At 39.8% G+C, this 17,757-nt stretch carries 13 protein-coding genes; 2 read left to right on the top strand and 11 right to left on the bottom strand.

The features are described from left to right. Positions 1 to 1,302: 1,302 nt before the first annotated feature. Both MMU07_RS09075 and MMU07_RS09070 read right to left on the bottom strand, forming a co-directional pair. On the bottom strand, positions 1,303 to 1,875 hold the full coding sequence (locus MMU07_RS09075) for a nucleotidyl transferase AbiEii/AbiGii toxin family protein (RefSeq protein ID WP_241125550.1): 573 nt from the start codon (positions 1,873 to 1,875) through the stop codon (positions 1,303 to 1,305). A gap of 435 nt (positions 1,876 to 2,310) precedes the next feature. Further along, complete coding sequence (locus MMU07_RS09070) at positions 2,311 to 2,925, bottom strand: DUF6088 family protein (protein ID WP_241125549.1); 615 nt, start codon at positions 2,923 to 2,925, stop codon at positions 2,311 to 2,313. 363 nt (positions 2,926 to 3,288) lie between these two features. Here MMU07_RS09070 and MMU07_RS09065 point away from each other — a divergent pair, with 363 nt between their 5' ends. Next, positions 3,289 to 3,471 (top strand): hypothetical protein, encoded by a 183-nt coding sequence (locus tag MMU07_RS09065; RefSeq protein ID WP_241125548.1) that lies wholly within the window; start codon positions 3,289 to 3,291, stop codon positions 3,469 to 3,471. Between the two features lie 230 nt (positions 3,472 to 3,701). Then, a complete protein-coding gene (locus MMU07_RS09060) occupies positions 3,702 to 4,511 on the top strand; it encodes a DnaB-like helicase C-terminal domain-containing protein (protein ID WP_241125547.1) in 810 nt (269 codons plus the stop codon). A 307-nt stretch (positions 4,512 to 4,818) separates the two neighbouring features. Here the strand turns inward: MMU07_RS09060 and MMU07_RS09055 are convergent, their stop codons facing one another. The 9 genes from MMU07_RS09055 to MMU07_RS09015 all read right to left on the bottom strand — a co-directional run bounded on the left by MMU07_RS09055 (position 4,819) and on the right by MMU07_RS09015 (position 17,664). Next, positions 4,819 to 6,555, bottom strand: a complete 1,737-nt coding sequence (locus tag MMU07_RS09055; protein ID WP_241125546.1) for a type I restriction enzyme endonuclease domain-containing protein — start codon at positions 6,553 to 6,555, stop codon at positions 4,819 to 4,821. A gap of 147 nt (positions 6,556 to 6,702) precedes the next feature. Then, positions 6,703 to 8,664, bottom strand: a complete 1,962-nt coding sequence (locus MMU07_RS09050; RefSeq protein WP_241125545.1) for a type I restriction endonuclease subunit R — start codon at positions 8,662 to 8,664, stop codon at positions 6,703 to 6,705. Continuing rightward, the gene (locus MMU07_RS09045) at positions 8,661 to 9,650 is read right to left on the bottom strand and encodes a nucleotidyl transferase AbiEii/AbiGii toxin family protein (RefSeq protein ID WP_241125544.1); all 990 of its coding nucleotides are present in this window, start codon (positions 9,648 to 9,650) and stop codon (positions 8,661 to 8,663) included. The genes MMU07_RS09050 and MMU07_RS09045 overlap by 4 nt, the downstream gene beginning before the upstream one ends. After that, on the bottom strand, positions 9,647 to 10,375 hold the full coding sequence (locus MMU07_RS09040; protein WP_241125543.1) for a DUF6088 family protein: 729 nt from the start codon (positions 10,373 to 10,375) through the stop codon (positions 9,647 to 9,649). The genes MMU07_RS09045 and MMU07_RS09040 overlap by 4 nt, the downstream gene beginning before the upstream one ends. Positions 10,376 to 10,489: 114 nt before the next feature. Then, on the bottom strand, positions 10,490 to 11,503 hold the full coding sequence (locus MMU07_RS09035) for a virulence RhuM family protein (RefSeq protein ID WP_241125542.1): 1,014 nt from the start codon (positions 11,501 to 11,503) through the stop codon (positions 10,490 to 10,492). 79 nt (positions 11,504 to 11,582) lie between these two features. Then, positions 11,583 to 13,961 carry an AAA family ATPase gene (locus MMU07_RS09030; RefSeq protein WP_241125541.1) on the bottom strand — a complete coding sequence of 793 codons (2,379 nt, stop codon included), beginning with the start codon at positions 13,959 to 13,961 and terminating at the stop codon, positions 11,583 to 11,585. After that, the gene (locus tag MMU07_RS09025) at positions 13,958 to 15,184 is read right to left on the bottom strand and encodes a restriction endonuclease subunit S (protein ID WP_241125540.1); all 1,227 of its coding nucleotides are present in this window, start codon (positions 15,182 to 15,184) and stop codon (positions 13,958 to 13,960) included. Before MMU07_RS09025 ends, MMU07_RS09030 begins: the two co-directional genes overlap by 4 nt. Further along, entirely contained in the window at positions 15,181 to 16,047 is an 867-nt protein-coding gene (locus MMU07_RS09020; protein ID WP_241125539.1) for an ORF6N domain-containing protein, read from the bottom strand. The genes MMU07_RS09025 and MMU07_RS09020 overlap by 4 nt, the downstream gene beginning before the upstream one ends. A gap of 3 nt (positions 16,048 to 16,050) precedes the next feature. After that, positions 16,051 to 17,664 (bottom strand): type I restriction-modification system subunit M, encoded by a 1,614-nt coding sequence (locus MMU07_RS09015; RefSeq protein ID WP_241125538.1) that lies wholly within the window; start codon positions 17,662 to 17,664, stop codon positions 16,051 to 16,053. Positions 17,665 to 17,757: the final 93 nt, after the last annotated feature.

Genomic DNA, 17,757 nt, shown 5'->3' with positions numbered 1-17,757 from the left:
TTTGTTTTACAACGAACGGTATTCGTCGGCTTATATCCGCCGCGGCGGACATTGGTTCGAGTCCAATCCCCGCTACTCTAAGCCAAGCAGAAATGCTTGGTTTTTTTGTTTTACAACGAACGGTATTCGTCGGCTCATATCCGCCTCGGCGGACACAGGTTCGAGTCCTGTTTCTGCTACTCGGAACCAAGCAGAAATGCTTGGTTTTTTTTATACCCACATTTTAGAAAATGAAAAGATCCGAAGGCCACAGTGCCTGTCCCGAGAATCGGGATTCAATCCGAGATCGCTATTGGGGCTATTCCCTCAACTTCTTGGACATTACAAATAGTATCTTTTTAATATTCTCCCCCTTCGATCAACAGTCCGCCGCGGCGGAGCGAAATATTGGTAGCCCCGTGCAAGGTGCTTCTCTGATTTTCATACTTACACAAATCCCTATGCACCGCAGCCCATGGTAAAAGTTGGAGATTGAGGGAATTTCGGTCACGAATCCCCTAAGAATGAGAATCCTCAATACCGAAATGGTGGGAGAACCTCCTATTTCTCCCCCTTCGACCAACAGTCCGCAGTGGCGGACTGAAATATTATTTACCCCGTGCAAGGTGTTTATCCAATTCTCATACTAATTTATATGCACCGCCGCTCGGGGATAAAAAGGTGGGTTCAAAGGTATTTCGGTCACGAATCCCCTCAGAATGAGAATCCTCAATACCGAAATGGTGGGAGAACCTCCTATTTCTCCCCCTTCGACCAACAGTCCGCAGTGGCGGACTGAAATATTATTTACCCCGTGCAAGGTGCTTATCCAATTCTCATACTCATGCTAATTTATATGCACCGCCGCTCGGGGATAAAAAGGCGGGTTCCATGGTATTTCGGTCACGGATCTTCTTAGATGAAGAATCTTCAAAACCGAAATGGTAGGAGAATTATTTTTACCGCAAAGGACACCAAGGTTTCGCAATGGGTCGCGAAGGTTTTGCCCCCTAATCCCCCTGGAGGGGGACTATGGTCAAACAAATAGAAATTTAGTTTTGTTTGGGGGTGCAGTGAGTCCTGAACTCAACGGTTTAATCAAGTTAGTAGAGATTCTCCCTCCCTTTTTGGGGAGGGTCGGGGAGGGGCTAGAATCCAAGAGGTTTTGAGGAGAGGGGGATCATTTTGTCCTGAAAAGTAAAAGTAGCTTTCAGGTAGGCTAAAATGGAATCTTTGATTTTTATGGCTTGTTGAAGACTTAGCATTTTTGGGGTTTTACTATGTTCTGGACTTAATAAAAGATCAATTTTGTATTTGAATTTATTATTTTAATTCAACCTTCCAATCCAATTTATTGATTTGGGCCCTGAGGGTTTTTAATTTTTCAATCAACTCTTTGAAGGATAGCGAATCCCCATAGATCATTTGTTCCTGCATGGTTTTGTAATCATCTTCCCAATATTTGAGTATATGATCAGGAGGAATTGGATTGATGTATCTTGGAGAATGCCTGGTATAATCCATGCCGTTAATCCGGGTAAGGCTACTTCTGTGCTTGACAATTTCTTGATATAGATTTGGTCCTGCCAAAGCTTTCCCAGCAAACCCACTGGCCATGATCCGTTCGATGTCATACAGATGGCGGCTAAGTCTTTGAATCCTGATATTTGATTCTGGTTTTTGAAATTCCTCGTGGAGTAAGAAGATTTTTTCCAAAAAAGTCCTTTCTACATTGACACAAGGGATATTGGTAGGTAAATCTGCAAATGGTCTGCCTGCAAAATAATCTCCTACAAAGCTTTTGATCGGTCTCTGTGTTAGGGGTTCGTGCATTGACCTGCTTCGAATTTCAATAAGAACTCTTGGTCGTATGTACGAGGAAACTTGTGGCAACACGGATGGATAGTTTAGCTCAATGGTCTACGGATCCTTATCCGATTGAGTACTTTCAGGCAAGTCAAATGAAATACCCATCAATCCAGCCTGTTCAAATTTTTCCTTTAGCTTGGGGAAAAAAATTTCCCTAATAAATTGATGGGATGCCTTTCGGAGTTTATCCACTTGATGTTTCCCCAAGTCTCCTTCAAAACCTAAATATTTCCTATCCAGAGCCAGATCAATATCCTCAGAAAATCGCTAAATAATCCCCCAAGCTTTGCTCAGTGAAGTTCCTCCTTTGAAAACCAATGACTTCGCCATCTCCATCTCGAAAATCAATCTTAGCGCCTGAACGACCCACCAATCTTTTTCGATGGCAATTGGACTTAGATTTTTCTGTCTAAAATTTCATTATAGACTTCTTGCTGATCCCGCTTACTGAGTTTTAAAAATTCAATCGCCATCAATTTTATGTTTTAAAGCCAAATCAAAAATTTTAGCGATCCAAGCAGGGGCCAAATCCATATCATGTATCAATTTGGAATTGTCTTCTTTTTGCAAAATCTCAATAACCATATTAACTACAGTTTCACTTATTTGATCTTTCCCGATAGCTTTCAAAGCTTGAATTGCAAGACCACTGAGCTTTCCTTTGACTGCAAGGTTTTTTGGGCTGGTTCTCTTAAAAAGAATGGTTTGATTCCCCACATGAATAATTCTGGATGCACTATCAGTAAGGTAAACAGCTTTCGTGGGAACTTGGGAAGACAGACCCAAAGCATGCAGGGCAAAAGCTCCTGTAGGCATAATTCTGGCTCGATCACGTTTGGCAATAGCTTGTGCCACTTCGTCAATGGACGGATATACTTTCCCCAGTAAGCTTGATTTTTTAGGCAATGTGTATATTCCTTGTGAAACACGCTCTATATCTCCACCCTTTACCATCCTATGAAGTGCCACTCTAACTGCTTCATCACTTCCAAAAGACTTAAAATCTTCAGGAAAATATAGCGTACCTCTGGGCTTAGTACGGATATGGTTAAGAATTTTGGTTTCAGTAGCTTCCATAACAAACAGTCTGTAACAAATTTAGCAAGAATTTGTTACAAACCTAATCTGATAATCTGAGTTTGAAATATCAGTATAAAACTTGACAAGTCTTGAAAAACAGCGTGCCCCCTCTCGCTTTTTTTATTTTCGTAAGTATCTTATTTTCAGTAGTTAAAGTCATTTAATCAGGTATTTTTGTCGTTAAAAAAGTAAAGTATTTACGGCAGAAAGAAGATTTAGACAATAATTAATAAAATATTACAAAAACAATTGGATGACCATAATTGAATTGGGAAATTGCAAACGGATAACCCCAATTTTCAACCTTACACCCAATCATTCTCCTAGCCAATCCTCCATTCATCACCAAACCAAAAACCCATGAAAAACCACACCAACATCACCAGCAAAGAACTCAACAGGGACAACAGAAACCTCTTTATCCCCTTGGATGACCAACATATACCCTATGTCCCTTTGGAAGAAATGACTTGCTATTCAGCAGAAGCCAAGGAGATCTTTAGACGCAACAGAGAGAAAAGGAATGCAGAAAGTGAAGAATAAAAATATCGATAATTACATTGGCAGATAAGAAGAAAACAAAACCCCATCCCAACAAAACCTCGTTGGTCAAGCCGATTAAATTCAAGCCAACCCAAAATATCAACCGCTTTTCCAACCTTCCACCTCACTCCAATATCCATCAATAACTTGTCCGCCACGGCGGAACCAATATCAATAAATAACTTGTCCGCCGTGGCGGATCTAATATAAATATCCACCAATATCATTCTATGAACTTCGACCAAATCTTCAACGACCTTTTTGACAACAGCCAAACCACTCCCTTACTCAGTACCGGATGGCAATCACTCGACAAATTGATCGGTGGGGGATTCTCCAACGAACTTGTGGTGATTGGGGGAAGATCCCTTCACGGAAAATCCACTTTCCTCCTCAACTTGGCCCTGCAATTTTCCTACTTTCAACAGTACAAAGGGATGATGGTCACCCCAATGTCTAACTTGCCTTCCTTTGTCAAACATACTGCTGCCATCCTGCAGGACAGCGAAAAGGATTTTGAAGATTGGGAGGAGGAAATACTTTTGGACAGCATCTCCGATGTCAAATCCCTCCTAAGGAACCGCCTCAAACTTGAGTTCAATTCCCAAAATATCGAGGAGATCTTTACCACAGCCACCGAATGGAATGCTTCCTACCTTATTTTAGATGATTTTTTCCATTATATGGGTTTCTACTACAGTCCGACCGCATACCAAGAACTCCTGCTCAAACTCCATAATTTTGCCCAGGAAGCAAAAATTCCGGTTTTCATCAGCCTGCTGAACCTTGCCACCGCGGAAAGAAGGGGAGGGGATCGCAGACCCGAAATTATGGACTTCTACCGTTCGGATATCCTCTGCCAAAACGCCCACAAAATCTTCCAATTATATCGGCCCATCGTCTATGGCATCACGGAGGACGAAAATGGATGCAGCACCGAAAACAAGCTGGGAATAAACCTCCTCAAAAATAGCCTCGGAAAATCCGGCACCTTGGGTTTCCGGATCCACAATTCAGGAAAGATAGAGGGGAGGTTTTGAAAGGGTATAAGAGTCAGTCAAACAAATAAGAATTGGTTAAGGATGGAGTGCAGTGTAACACCGAACTACCTTTCGACCAACAGTCCGTCGCGGCGGAGCGAAATATCGGTAGCCATGGGTAAGGTGCTAAACCAATTTCCATACCTTTTCAAATCTCTATTCACCGCAGCCCATGGGTAGAGTGACGTTTTCCAAGATTCCCGATATTATCGGGATCGGCCACGAATCTCCTATAATTGAAAATCTTCAATACCGAAATGGTGGGAGCATCCTCCTATTTCGAATGAAAAAATCTGAATATTCTCTCTTACCTCCCCTGATTCTTCTTAAAATTCTCGGCTTGCTCAAAAATTTCTACATACACTTCGTCTCTCTCCACAGGGGGATAACCAAATTCATCCAGCAACAAAATCAACCCAACCTTCAGGGCTGATTTGATATCGTCCCGTTTATTCCAATCAGGGAACTTGGCCTGCCCATCCACAAGGTCCTTCACCGCCTTAGCCAATTCTATCAGTTTATCTTCAGGATAGTTGAAGTCATACTTTACACACAATTCCTTCAAAATATCGTAAAATGCCTTTTCCTCAAAGTCAATTCCCAAGGCATCTCCGGCAGAGAATTCCCGGTGAACTTCCCAAATCATATTGGTAAGCGCTTCAGCCATTTCCTCATAAACCTCACTTCTCAAAATATCTGCTTCATCCCTGAGATTATACCGGTCTACCAAGTCCTGCATTTTTTTGCTGAAGTCAATTCCTTTGACCCGGTTTACCTTTTTCATTTCCCTGATCACTTTGGCAAGGAGCTGTTGTAGCAATTTGATTTTGGTATTGGGCAACTTGATTTTGTCAATCTTAGCGAGGTAATCATCATCAAAAATATCCTGCTCGGTTTCTTCCTCATCACCGAGTTTGAATATTTCTTCCACACCATCACTTTGCAATGCATCTTTGATCATTTCCCTGACCTTGGCATTCATTTGGGCGGTATCGGGAGCATTGCCTTTGGTCAATTTGAAAACAATTGACCTCACCGCCAAATAGAAATGGGTATAGTCTCTTTCTGCCTGTTTCAATTGTTCACTTCCTGCACAGATATCATAAGCAGCCTTTAACCGCTTCACCAAACCCATAAACCTGGTTTCAAAATCTTTGGTCTTTTGAACATATTCAGCTGCCAAATTCAAAGTATTCAATTGCTGTATAGTAGTTCCATTGAAATACTTGGAGCTGTCGAAGGTGTGTAAAAGTTTAGCCAATAAGTCTAAATGATTCCTGACGATGATAATGGATTCGGCAATGTCCTCAAAGTTGTCCTTGTCGCCTTCACTGTATTGCTTCAAAGCCAGATTCATTTGCTTTTTGATACCGATGTAATCCACCACCAAGCCTTTGTTTTTTCCTTCAAACTTGCGGTTTACCCTTGAAATGGTCTGAATCAGGTTATGCCTCTGAATCGGTTTATCAATATAGATGCTATCCAAAAAGGGCACATCAAATCCTGTCAGCCACATATCCACCACGATAGCGATCTTGAAGTTGGACTTTTCATTTTTGAATTGCCTGTCCAGTTCCTTGCGGTATTCTTTGGTACCTAATAAGTCGTAAAGTTCTTTCTGGTCATCTTGTCCTCTTGTGGCAATGAGTTTAATCTGGGTGGGGTGTAGCTTCTGGGTTGAATGCAGCTCCAGCTGTATTCCCCTGTACAAAAAAGCAATATGATTTTCAGGCAAATTTGCTTTCATAGGATTATTCAGAATATATCTAACAGTATTGTTAAAATGTTCTTCATCTCTGATAAACCTGTCCCAATATTCAGACATCCAAAATTTTGTTGCGTCTTTGTCAATCCCGAGATTAAACCTTTTATTGTTTTGCAAAGCCCATTTCCCTGTGAATGATTTCCATGACTGAATTATCCTTACCAAATCTCCGTTTGTCTTAATCAAAACATGAACATGATTTGGCATAATTGACCAAGCCAATAAATTATATTTATCCCCGTCGTGGTGTAAAAGGGCTTCCTGCACTACTTGAGCCATTTCTCTGTTTGCCAAAGCGCAACATCCTAATCCTTGATCAAGCCAGTATTGACATTTTTTTCGCCTTTCTTCGTCTCTTATATCATCAGAAAGATGTTGAATTTCTTCTTCGATTTCTTTTAAAACTTCCTGTGGAAGGCTATCTGCTTATCTGAATGTGATGAATTGGATTAAACCTTCTTTATTTCGGTGGGGTAGATGACCATAGTGCCACTCTTCAGGATTTCCAAAGTTTTTGGTGAAGTGCTGAGCGTAGTTTGTACTTTCAATGTGCTCGAAGCTGGAGCTTCGAGAGCCCAGGTGGGCTATGATATTTTTATACAACTCATAGGCGATTTCCCGGGTGCTGCAGACAAACATGGCTTTGCCCTTGACAGTAGAACCTTCCGAAACCCTGTTTTCATAATGGGCTACAAAATCTTCAGCAACAGCTTGCAAACGGGCAGGGTCACCAATAATGGCATACATCTGCGCCATTTCTTTTTTGCTTTGCTCTATCTGATTTTCGTTGCTACCGACTTCAGCACACTTGGCGTAATATGCCTCTATCTCTTTGAGTTTGGAATTGTTCAACAATACCTTGGCCGCCCGGCCTTCATATACGATCCGAACAGTGATTTCATCTTTCACCGATTCGGTCATCGTGTAGGCATCTACCACTTTGCCAAAAACATCAAGCGTCGCATCAATGGGTGTCCCGGTGAAACCTACAAAAGTGGCATTGGGCAAGGAATCGTGTAAATACTTGGCGAAACCAAAAGTCTTGGTAACTCCCTTCTCAGTTACTTTTACTTTTTGGTCCAGGTTCACCTGACTGCGGTGGGCTTCATCGGAGATGCAGATTACATTGGTCCGATCTGTCAGCAATAAGGTATCTTCTGTAAACTTGTGGATGGTAGTTAAAAAAACACCGCCGCTTTGTCTGCCTTCCAATAATTCCCGGAGATTGGCCCGACTTTCCACACTGATAATGGTGTTGTCCCCAATAAATTTCTTGGCATTGGTAAACTGCCCCGCAAGCTGATCGTCCAAATCCGTTCGGTCCGTTATCAGCACAATGGTGGGACTCTCAAAATATTCACTCTTCATCAGCAACCGCGTGAGATAGAGCATGGTAAAACTCTTTCCACACCCAGTGGCCCCAAAATAAGTTCCTCCCTTTCCGTTACCATGGGGCTTTTGTGCCAATTTTATATGATCATACAATGCCCTTGCCGCATAGTACTGAGGGTAGCGGCAGACAATTTTCTCGTTTTTCTTGGAGCTGTCAGGTATGTAAATAAAGTTGCGGAGGATATCCCGAAAACGCTTCTTATCAAACATTCCCTGAATGAGCGTGTACATGCTACTGATACCATCCACTTCTTTTGCCAATCCGGCAACCCTACGCCAGGCATAGAAAAACTCATAAGGGGCAAAGAAGGAACCTGCTTTATTATTGACCCCGTCACTCAGGACACAAAAGGCATTGTATTTAAATAGCTCGGGGATGTCTCTGCGGTATCTGACGGTCAATTGCTTAAAAGCATCGTACACCGTGGCCTCTTCACGGATCGCACTTTTAAATTCAAAGACCACAAGCGGCAAACCGTTTACATAGACAATGCCGTCCGGGATGCGTTTTTCCGACCCAAAGATTTCAAATTGGGTGACAAACTTATAGATGTTGTTGTCACTTTTATATGAGGCCTTTTCATCAAAGCTGAAGTTTTTTTCAACATCCTCTGCGGCTATGGATATCAAGTCAATTGCATCCGCTTGCCGTTGGGTATCCAAGCCACTGTAATCAATCAGTTGGATATAAATGTCCTTTTGGCTGCGGTCCTCTCTTTTAAGGATAAAACCATCAGAAAGCATCCTCAAAAATGTTTTGTTGCTTTCATACAGGTCAGAGGAGGAAAGTGATTTGAGTTGGAGAACAATGGATTTGGTTTCGTTTAGCGTAATGCCTTCCTTACTGTATTGTTCCAAAAGGAAACCTGTCAAATCCTCCTCTATCAAGACCTCCTCAGGCTGACGGACGAGGGTAATTCCCAAATGATGGGGATATCCTTCTTGTCCCAACAATTCGGTAAAGGCACTTTCCAACTTTCCTTCAGTGAATTTCATTTTACACCTTCAATTTTTATTGTCCAGGAAATTGATTGCATTCTTTCTTGAATCATCTTTAAGGTTTCCAAAACGGATTCTTCTTTGGGCAATTCTCCATATACCAGGTTTTTAAAGTCACCTTTATAGACTATTTTCAGTTCATTCCAGAAATTTTCCGGGTCTTTAAAAATGAGCGCCTCATTGGGATGATAAATCAACCATTTATTGTTGTTTTTAAAACTTGCCACGTCATCATTGGCTACTTTCAACAGCATGCTATCAAAAGCCTCTGAATGAAGAAATTTTGAAAATTCCGCCTGCTGTAATAACTGATGTAAATCGTAAATATGTCTTATTTTTTTCTTTAAATCTTCTACCGGGTTTTCACTGTAAGAAAAACGGACTAAACTCATTATTTTTTCACAAATGGTTCTTACGGGTTCTAATACCTGCAATTCAAAAGGAAGCAGTCCGTTTTCTTTTGCAAAATCAGATTGCCTATTGTCCAACATCATTTGACCAACAAATGAAACAATGCTTTTGGTGGTGTATGGTTCGTGATATCCAAGCCAAGTGGATTCTACCACAATCGCATCCCTGACCTGTCCAAAATCACCACTAAATTCTTTATTGTAAGAATGGGCTGTTTTGCGGTTCATTCCCATTTTTTGGGTTATGCCCTCAATAGTTATTTCCGGCAAAACCCTATTTACCACATCACTTATTGTTCTGATTTTTGTCGTTAGTTTATTGTTTGACTCTCCTTCACGCCTCAATACCACCAAGTCGATATCCTCCGAAAAACGGTCTACCATATTGTAACATTTTGAGAGCGCCGTCCCTCCTTTAAACACCGTATCCCTGCCGATTTCATGGGTGAAAATCGTAAACAAAGCATAGCTAACCCAATAGTCCTTTTCTACATATATGGATTTTATTCCCATTGTTTCGGCTGTAAAATTTACTGCTTTCACAAATTCAGTTAGATTTTGGTGCAGTATCATCTAATATTCCAGTTTTTAATGGTAGGGAATTCGGCTTCCTTAACATTCAACTTATATACTGTCGTTGGATTTAAGCTGCTTTTTAAATCAGATAAATCAAACTCAGTGGCAAACTTTTCTTCAATTATTGCGCCTAGCAATGCCCTTACCCTTGGTGGGTAGGTCATTGAAAGTCTGATCAAATCTTCAATGGCTGATTTACTGAAATTCACCAATTTACCTGCTAAAATTTTGATGGCTTGGGAAGTGGATGTATCGGAAATGTTTCTGATATCTTTCAGTGAATCCAATACACCCAACAATTGGTAATTGTCTTCCGTAATCTCTGCATACGATTTTACAGTACTAGTCTTAAGCCATCCCTTTTCTATTTTTTTTCGGCTTCTGTTGGTAGCTATTTTTGTTCTGAAGTAATTTTGGGTGGTAAGGTTTAATTGGTTGTACAATTCCCCACCGGTTACATAGCCCACTCTTTTTCCTTTTTTAAACAAAAACCGGTTTAATAGGGCATTGTAATCAGGACCCAAGGGTCCAAACCGGGTCTCTTCAGGTTTATAAAAAATCCCCTTGGATATTTTTTTGATGGTTCCTTTTTTTTGGAGTCGTTCCAATGCCTTGGCAGCAGTCACAAAATCAGCTTGGCCTATACCCAAATCATCATATCCAAAAGGCTTACCTTCGGGTATGCTTTCAATTGTTTTCCGAATCTGCGCCGCAATTTTCATACGTCAAAGCTAGTTGTTTTAATTAAAATGTCAAGTTTTTTACGTGAAAAACTTGACATTTATTCCATCCCCAAAAACTCGGTAAAGGCACTTTCCAAATTCCTTCAGTGAATTTCAATTCTTTGCTTTCCCCAGTTTTTTAATGTCAGCCTCGATCTCTTTTAAGCTTTCCTCTTTTTCTAAGACTTTTTGTGTATTCCGATATTTTTCAAATTCGGCCTCTGATTTTTCCAGTGCTTTTTGATGGCTGATTTTCCCCGCATGGCTGAGTAATTCCCTGCCGTTGAGTTGCAAAATGCTATCCAGCCGCTTGATCCAATCTGCCATATACAGCGGTGTTCGCTGCTGTGCCATCGTCTCAGCAAAAGCCAAATACTGTTCTACCAACAAACCGAGCAACTTGATTTCATCTTCTTTGAGGTAGTTTTTGGCAATGCTGACATCGGATTTCTTGATAGAAACTGCTTCTTTTTTGTCAAAGGACTGCATGCCCAACAAAGGCAAACTGGCGTCTACCCTGCGATACACCAATTCAGCCGCAGTTTGCTCGCTGATAGCCCAAAGGAGTTTGTTTTGCACCACTTTGAAAAACTCCAGGGTCTTTTCGTCTTTCGGGTCGTAATCGATGCTCGTGGTGTAGATGTCTTTGATTTTCTGATAAAAGAAGCGTTCCGAAAGACGGATTTCCCGGATGCGCTCCTGCAATTCATTGAAATAATTCATAGAATTACCCGACTTGAATCTGTCGTCATTCAAGGCAAAACCCTTGATAATATATTCTTTCAAGCGCTGGGTGGCCCAGATACGGAACTGCGTGCCTTGGGGTGACTTTACCCGGTAGCCTACCGAAATGATGACGTCCAGATTGTAGCCATTTACTTCGACTTCCTGCGTCTTTCCTGCAATAGCACCATGTGGAGTGGTTATCCGGAATTTCCGGACAGCCACTTTTTCGTCTAATTCTCCTTCTTTGAACACATTCCCAATATGTTCTGAAATGGTCCGTTTGTCCTTACCAAACAACTGCCCCATCTGTGCCTGAGAAAGCCACACGGTTTCTTCCTCCAGGCGCACATCGATTTTGATGTTACCATCAGGGTTTTGGTAGATAAGGATATCGCTGTTCATATTTTATATAAAGATCATCTGGTAATTGAATTGTCCTTCAACTCGGTAAATGCAATTTCCAACTTTCCTTCAGTGAATTTTATGATGTTGTAAGTTCTATTCCAATACTTATCAATAGTGCTTCATATTGATCATTATCCTTTTCTTTTATTTTTCTCAAAATGAAATTAGCAGTTTTTTTCATTTCAGGAATGTCTATTGGAATCATACTTCTTTCAAACAAACCTTCGAGGTGAGAGAACTCGTTATTTATTCTTTCTGTCATACTTGAAGCTTGTCTATTATCGCCAAAAAACCTTGTTAGCTTGTCATCTCCAAGAGCATTTGGATATTTGTAAAACAGAAATGCCTCTAAAAATTTACGTGTGTTATTACCAAAATTGTAAAAAAGACCATGTTGTATTTCATCATCTGCGTCAGCATTTGCACATAAATAAATCTGATGAAAAAGGAAATTAAACTCTGTAACATAATCTTTTAAATATTTCGGCATCAACTTAAACTTGCTTATTTCACCTTCCCGTGAAACAATAAAATACCCTCTTTGCACACTGTTTGCAGCAGAAGGCAACCTTTTCAAATACTTTAAAAAATCTAGATTATGCGTCGACACAAATAGCTGTTCAAAATCTTGTTTCGCTACAATCTCTGAGTTTAAGAGACTATAAACGAAAAAAATATGATTGCTGTCTAAGCTAGAAATTGGGTCATCGATCCAAATAATGGGCTTACTTCCTTTAGTTTCGGTATCGTCAAGTTTTGCCATAAAATAGCAAAACGCAATTAGACTACATTCTCCTTCTGATAAGTGATGTGCTTTCTTTCCATTCCTAATTATTTCAAAGCGAATCTTCTTTCCTCCAAGTTGATCGGATTCCTCTAATGCCTTTAATGAGAGAAAATCGTGTCCGAAAAAATTATTGAGATACTCATTAACTTTTATTGCCCCCTTTTCCTCATCATTCATTAAGCGTTTCCTATTTTCAATCTCCATAATTTGGTCTTGAATTTTCAAGTCAATCTTAGACTTTTCTTGTTCCTTTGCGTCTTTAATAATTTTTAAATCTGCGAATTTGGCTATTTCATCAGAATACTGAATTGTTTTAGCAAAATCACTGACTTCCCGCAATCGCAATAGTCTTTTCGCTTCGATTTGTTCTTTCCCAAGTAATGTGCTGTAAGAATTCGCTTGTTTTCTTATATTTTCAAAAATTATCCAGCACCAATCAAGTCGTTTACTATTGTCTTTTATTGGTTCATAGGCCCTGGTATTCAATAAATCCTCTTTCCGAGCTTGCAATTGTTCAATAATCTTATTTAACTCTACTTTAAATTGATCTATTACATATTGCCTAAAAACAAGTAAACTATCAATCGCTTGGTGAAATTTGGTATAAAAATCTGATTTGTTAATAATCAAACAGGTGGTGAGTCTGTCGATTTCCTGTTGTATTTCATTGATTGAAGCATCAATTTCTTTTTCTAGTTTTTCGGATTCTTCGTCAAAGTGGCTATCAAGTTCCTTCCATCGTTCATCAGTAATATCGTTACCACAAAATGAACATTGATCTAATTTGTCTTTATGATGTTGCCTACCTTCTTTAACCCACCGATTTAAGACAGAATCTTTCACCAATTGTTCAATTTTATCTGAACTGCTAATTGGTTTGGTGATAAGTACCTCAGCTTTACTTGAAATTGTAGATATGTCAATAATATGCTTTGATAGTACCCTAATATCTTGATTCACTCTTTCTTTAAGCAACTTATCTTTTTCAACGACCTCTGCATCTTTTAAAGGATTAAAATTAGGGTCCGTTACTATGGCTATATCATCTTTAAGCTTGCTTATATTGTAGTTTTGGTCTCCAAAACGGTCTGCTTTATATCTTATGCCATTAGGGTTGTTTGTAGCTTTATAACTTAATTGTTGATTGAGAGTGCCATTCGCAGTTTCATAAGCTTGTTTTGAGTTCCCTTCAATTTCCTTGGCATTTTTCAATTCAAGATAAAAGCCTGTTTCGTTACCTTCCTCTTTTTTTCCGAGTGCTAATTTTAGTGCATCTATTTCGGCTTGTATGTCTGCATTTCCGCCAAGAATTGCAAATGGGTTAATGCTCTCATCTGGATTGACTATAAAACGAAGATTTTCCTTTACAAAATCTTCGTTGAATACCCTTATCTTTTTACCGTGGGATGAAAGATTCGCTTGTGTCGCATCTGCTAATCCCTTAATACAAACTTCAAACTCTGGGTTTTCATATTTATCTGAAATTGCACCCTTTTCTAATGCCCTGACAATTCTTGATAAGGTTGTTTTTCCTGAATAGTTTCTACCATAAATCACATTGATGTCCTTAAAAAGCTGAATATTGCTTACTCCATCGCACACCGAACTATCCCAAGCAAAATTTTGGAATACGGCCAGATTCTTTATGGTTTTAAACTTCGTTATCATATCCATTCTATTGTCGCCAACCTCGAAAGAATCAATTCTTTCAGTTCTGTTAGCTTTTGGTTTCCTTTTTCTAAAGCTTCACTGTAATTGATAAATTTTACTAAACCATGTTTTGTAATATCATTTGAAAGAGGTTTGACTATTCGGATGTTTTCAATTATTTCTTTACTTAAATTTGGTTGAGCCCCCCCATTAGCAAGATTTGCGATTTCAAATTGATTAATTCTTAAAAAATAATATAGTAATGTTGAATGAAATTCATTCTCACAAATCATTGCACAACAAGCTTGGTTTGTTGTAGCTTCAATTCTTAAATAGCCGGCTTGTCCTTTCGTTTTTCCTTCACCATACATTGCGATTAGAACAGTATTGATAGGAAGCTTTTTTGCGGAACTATTTTGACATCCTTCATGTGAAATATATTCTTCTGATTGAATCAAAACCCTATTACAAACTTCTCCTGTTTTTAACCAAGGAATATCTTTGCTAACCCAGTAATTATTATTGTCCCTACTTAGGGTTCCTCCAGATTTCATTTCTTTACAAAAATCTTTCACTGAAACTACTTCCCATCCCTTCGGAATCTCCTTCCCCAATTCCTCATTCCAAATCATTTCCCCGGCGTTGCTTTTATATGGTTTACCGCTTTCATCAGGAAACTCAAACTCCACAAACCACTCCCTATATATCGCCTGTGCTGTTTCTTCGAGTTTTTGGATCAGTTGTTGGTTGAGGGCGATCCGGTTTTGGATGACATTGTATTCCTTGACGATTTCTCTTTGTTTGGTGATATCTGGGATGGGCAGGAGGGTATTGCACATTTCTTCCCAATCGAAAATTTCCCTTGCACTTCCGTGACTTTTGAACCTTGCATACCTGTCAAACTCCGGTCTGCGAAACCACATCATCAAGTATTCGGGTTCAAGTTCATCGGCACTTATGACTTCAAAAGGTAAATAAGCCTGTGAAATCAATGCTTTTTCATAATCATTAAAAAGCGCTATCGTAATTTTTTCTCCATTCCTGGAAGTTACAGGCCCATAAGCAAATTGATTTTTTTCAATGATCCTATAGGTGGACATATCAGTCCCCACAATATTGGCAATGGAGGGAATAAACTTTTTCTGAATACTTAATCCCATTAAAGGCAAGTCTCCCAAATCACTGTTTCTGCCAATTACAGGTCGAATGTATTTACCCAATGGTTTGTAATTGCTATTCATAAGCTACGTATTAGGTTATCAAGAATTTTTTGATCTGCTATCACCGAGAAGGCAAAACACTTTTTCCCAAGGTCTTTTAAGGAAGCACCGATATGGTAAAGTTCTTTGTGGTCGATGATGATAAACCGGTCATGGTATTTTTTGCTCTGTTCTATTGTCAGCCCGCCGTATTGTGCATTGAATTTGATGACATCCAATTCCCTAATGGGTGTACTTTCCTTAGTGATAATTTGAATGGTTACCCCTTTGCTTTTTTCTGTCAGCATCTGTAAAATACTGATATCGATATAGCCATCTATGATGATGATGCTTTTTTTGGCTTTTTTGATGAGGTTAATGAGGAAAACATATGCATCGAATACTTGTCCCTGAAAATAGATATCCTGTTTTATTTCTTTTTTTCCATAGTCTAAGGCCTGGAATATTCTCTCAAAATTTTGGTCGTTCAGTTGCAATTTTGATTCAATGCTTTCCACTCTTTGCAACAATCCTGCATTGTGAGCCATAAGTCTTCTCATTTTCACAAAAGCATCCATAATTTGAATACTTACAGCAACAGCTTTTTTGCTCTTCAAAACAGCCGACAGCATGGCTACACCTTGTTCTGTAAAAACATGGGGATTTGAACTCGAATGTTTGAGCAATGCAAACCGGTCGCAATTTGCGACCAGTTCACTTTTTTCAATATCGGAAAGCTGAAACCTAAAATGGGTGGGAAATCTTTCTACATTTCTTTTTACCTGTTCATTGAGTCTTTTTACCTCCACTTGGTACAAATCTGCCAAATCCTTATCCACCATCACCTGACTTCCTCTAAAAGTGAAGATTTGACTTTCAATAATTTGTGCTGTCTCTATCTCCATAGACTAAATTTCAATAGGGAATCCTAACTCTTTAAACACATGGAGTAAGTCATTTTTACTCTTGGATTCTATTTTCAGCAATTCCGCAAACTCCACTTTCAAAGCCTGCATCTTTTCATCAAAATCAATGTTCTCGTCCCGGTTTACAAATTCAATGTATTTGCTTGGGACAAGGGAAAAATCTTTTTTGACTACTTCTTCCATGGATGCGGAATAACAGAATTCGGGGATGTTTTCAAAAACAGAATCCGACTCAGCCTGCCATTGGTGGAAAGTGCTCGTTACTTTTTGGATGTCATCATCTGAAAATTGGGTGTATTTCTTTTCAAAAGGTTCGCCCATTTGTCGCAAATCCATAAAAAGGATTTCTTTCTCCCTGTCGCGGTACATTCGGGTTTCATCGCCTACAGTTTTTACTTGGGCTCTTTTGTTTTTATTCACTATCCAAAGCGTTACGCTGATATCAGTGGTATAAAACAGATTTCGTGGCAATACCAAAATCGCTTCCACCAGATTATTTTCAACCAGCTTCCTGCGGATTTTGTATTCTTCACCGCTGCCACTGAGGGCACCGTTGGCAAGGATAAAACCCGCTATGCCGTTTTCGGATAGCTTCGACACCATATTCAAAATCCATCCATAATTGGCGTTGCTCTTCGGCGGGACATCATAGCCCCTCCATCTTGGATCGTCTTTCAGTTCATTATCTGCTCGCCAGTCTTTTTGATTGAAGGGAGGGTTTGCCATGATAAAGTCTGCTTTCAAGTCCTTATGTTGGTCATCGGCAAAGGTATCCGCAGCTTTTTCTCCCAGATTACCGCTGATGCCCCGTATGGCAAGGTTCATCTTCGCAAGCTTGTAGGTGGTGTTGGTGTATTCCTGTCCGTAGATAGAAACCTCTTTTTTATTGCCGTGATGTGCTTCAATAAATTTAATTGATTGAACAAACATACCACCCGAACCACATGCCGGGTCATAGATGATCCCTTTGTAGGGTTCGATCATCTCTGCTATCAGGTTGACAATACTCTTTGGTGTATAAAATTCCCCTTTTCCTTTTCCTTCGGCCAGCGCAAACTTGGATAGGAAGTATTCATAGACTTTGCCTACCACATCCTGCTTGGGGTCCTTGAGCGTATCGATGTCATTGATGGTGTCTAGAAGGGAGGCAAGCTTGGTGATGTCAAGTCCCAAGCGTGAAAAGTAATTATCAGGCAAGGCACCTTTCAGCGCTTTGTTGTTTTTCTCAATGGTATGCAGGGCAGTGTCTATGAGGAGGGCAATGTCATTTTGCTTTGACTTTTTGATCAGAAAACCCCAGCGGCTGTTTTCTTCCAAAAAGAAGACATTGCTCATATTGTAGAAATCGGGCATTTCTATGTACTTCTCTTTGCCCTCAGCGATCAGTTTGGTGCGGTGGTCTTCAAACTTGTCGCTGGCAAACTTCAAAAATATCAGACTCAATACGACGTGCTTGTATTCGGCAGGTTCTACGCTGCCTCTCAGTTTATTGGCAGCATCCCATAGGGTGACTTCTATGGGCTTATCCTGGATTTGCTTAGATACTTTTACTTTTCCCGTGGCTTTGTTGGCGGGATCTTCCTTTAGTTTGGGCATTATCTTTACTTATTGATCACAGATTTGTATTCTGCTAATTTAGTCGATTTAGACCGTTTAATCCTATCCCGTGATCAGGGTATTTTTACTAAA

The organism is Cognataquiflexum nitidum (assembly GCF_022538055.1).
GTDB lineage: Bacteria > Bacteroidota > Bacteroidia > Cytophagales > Cyclobacteriaceae > Cognataquiflexum > Cognataquiflexum nitidum.
This window is presented reverse-complemented; position numbering and strand designations above follow the sequence as displayed.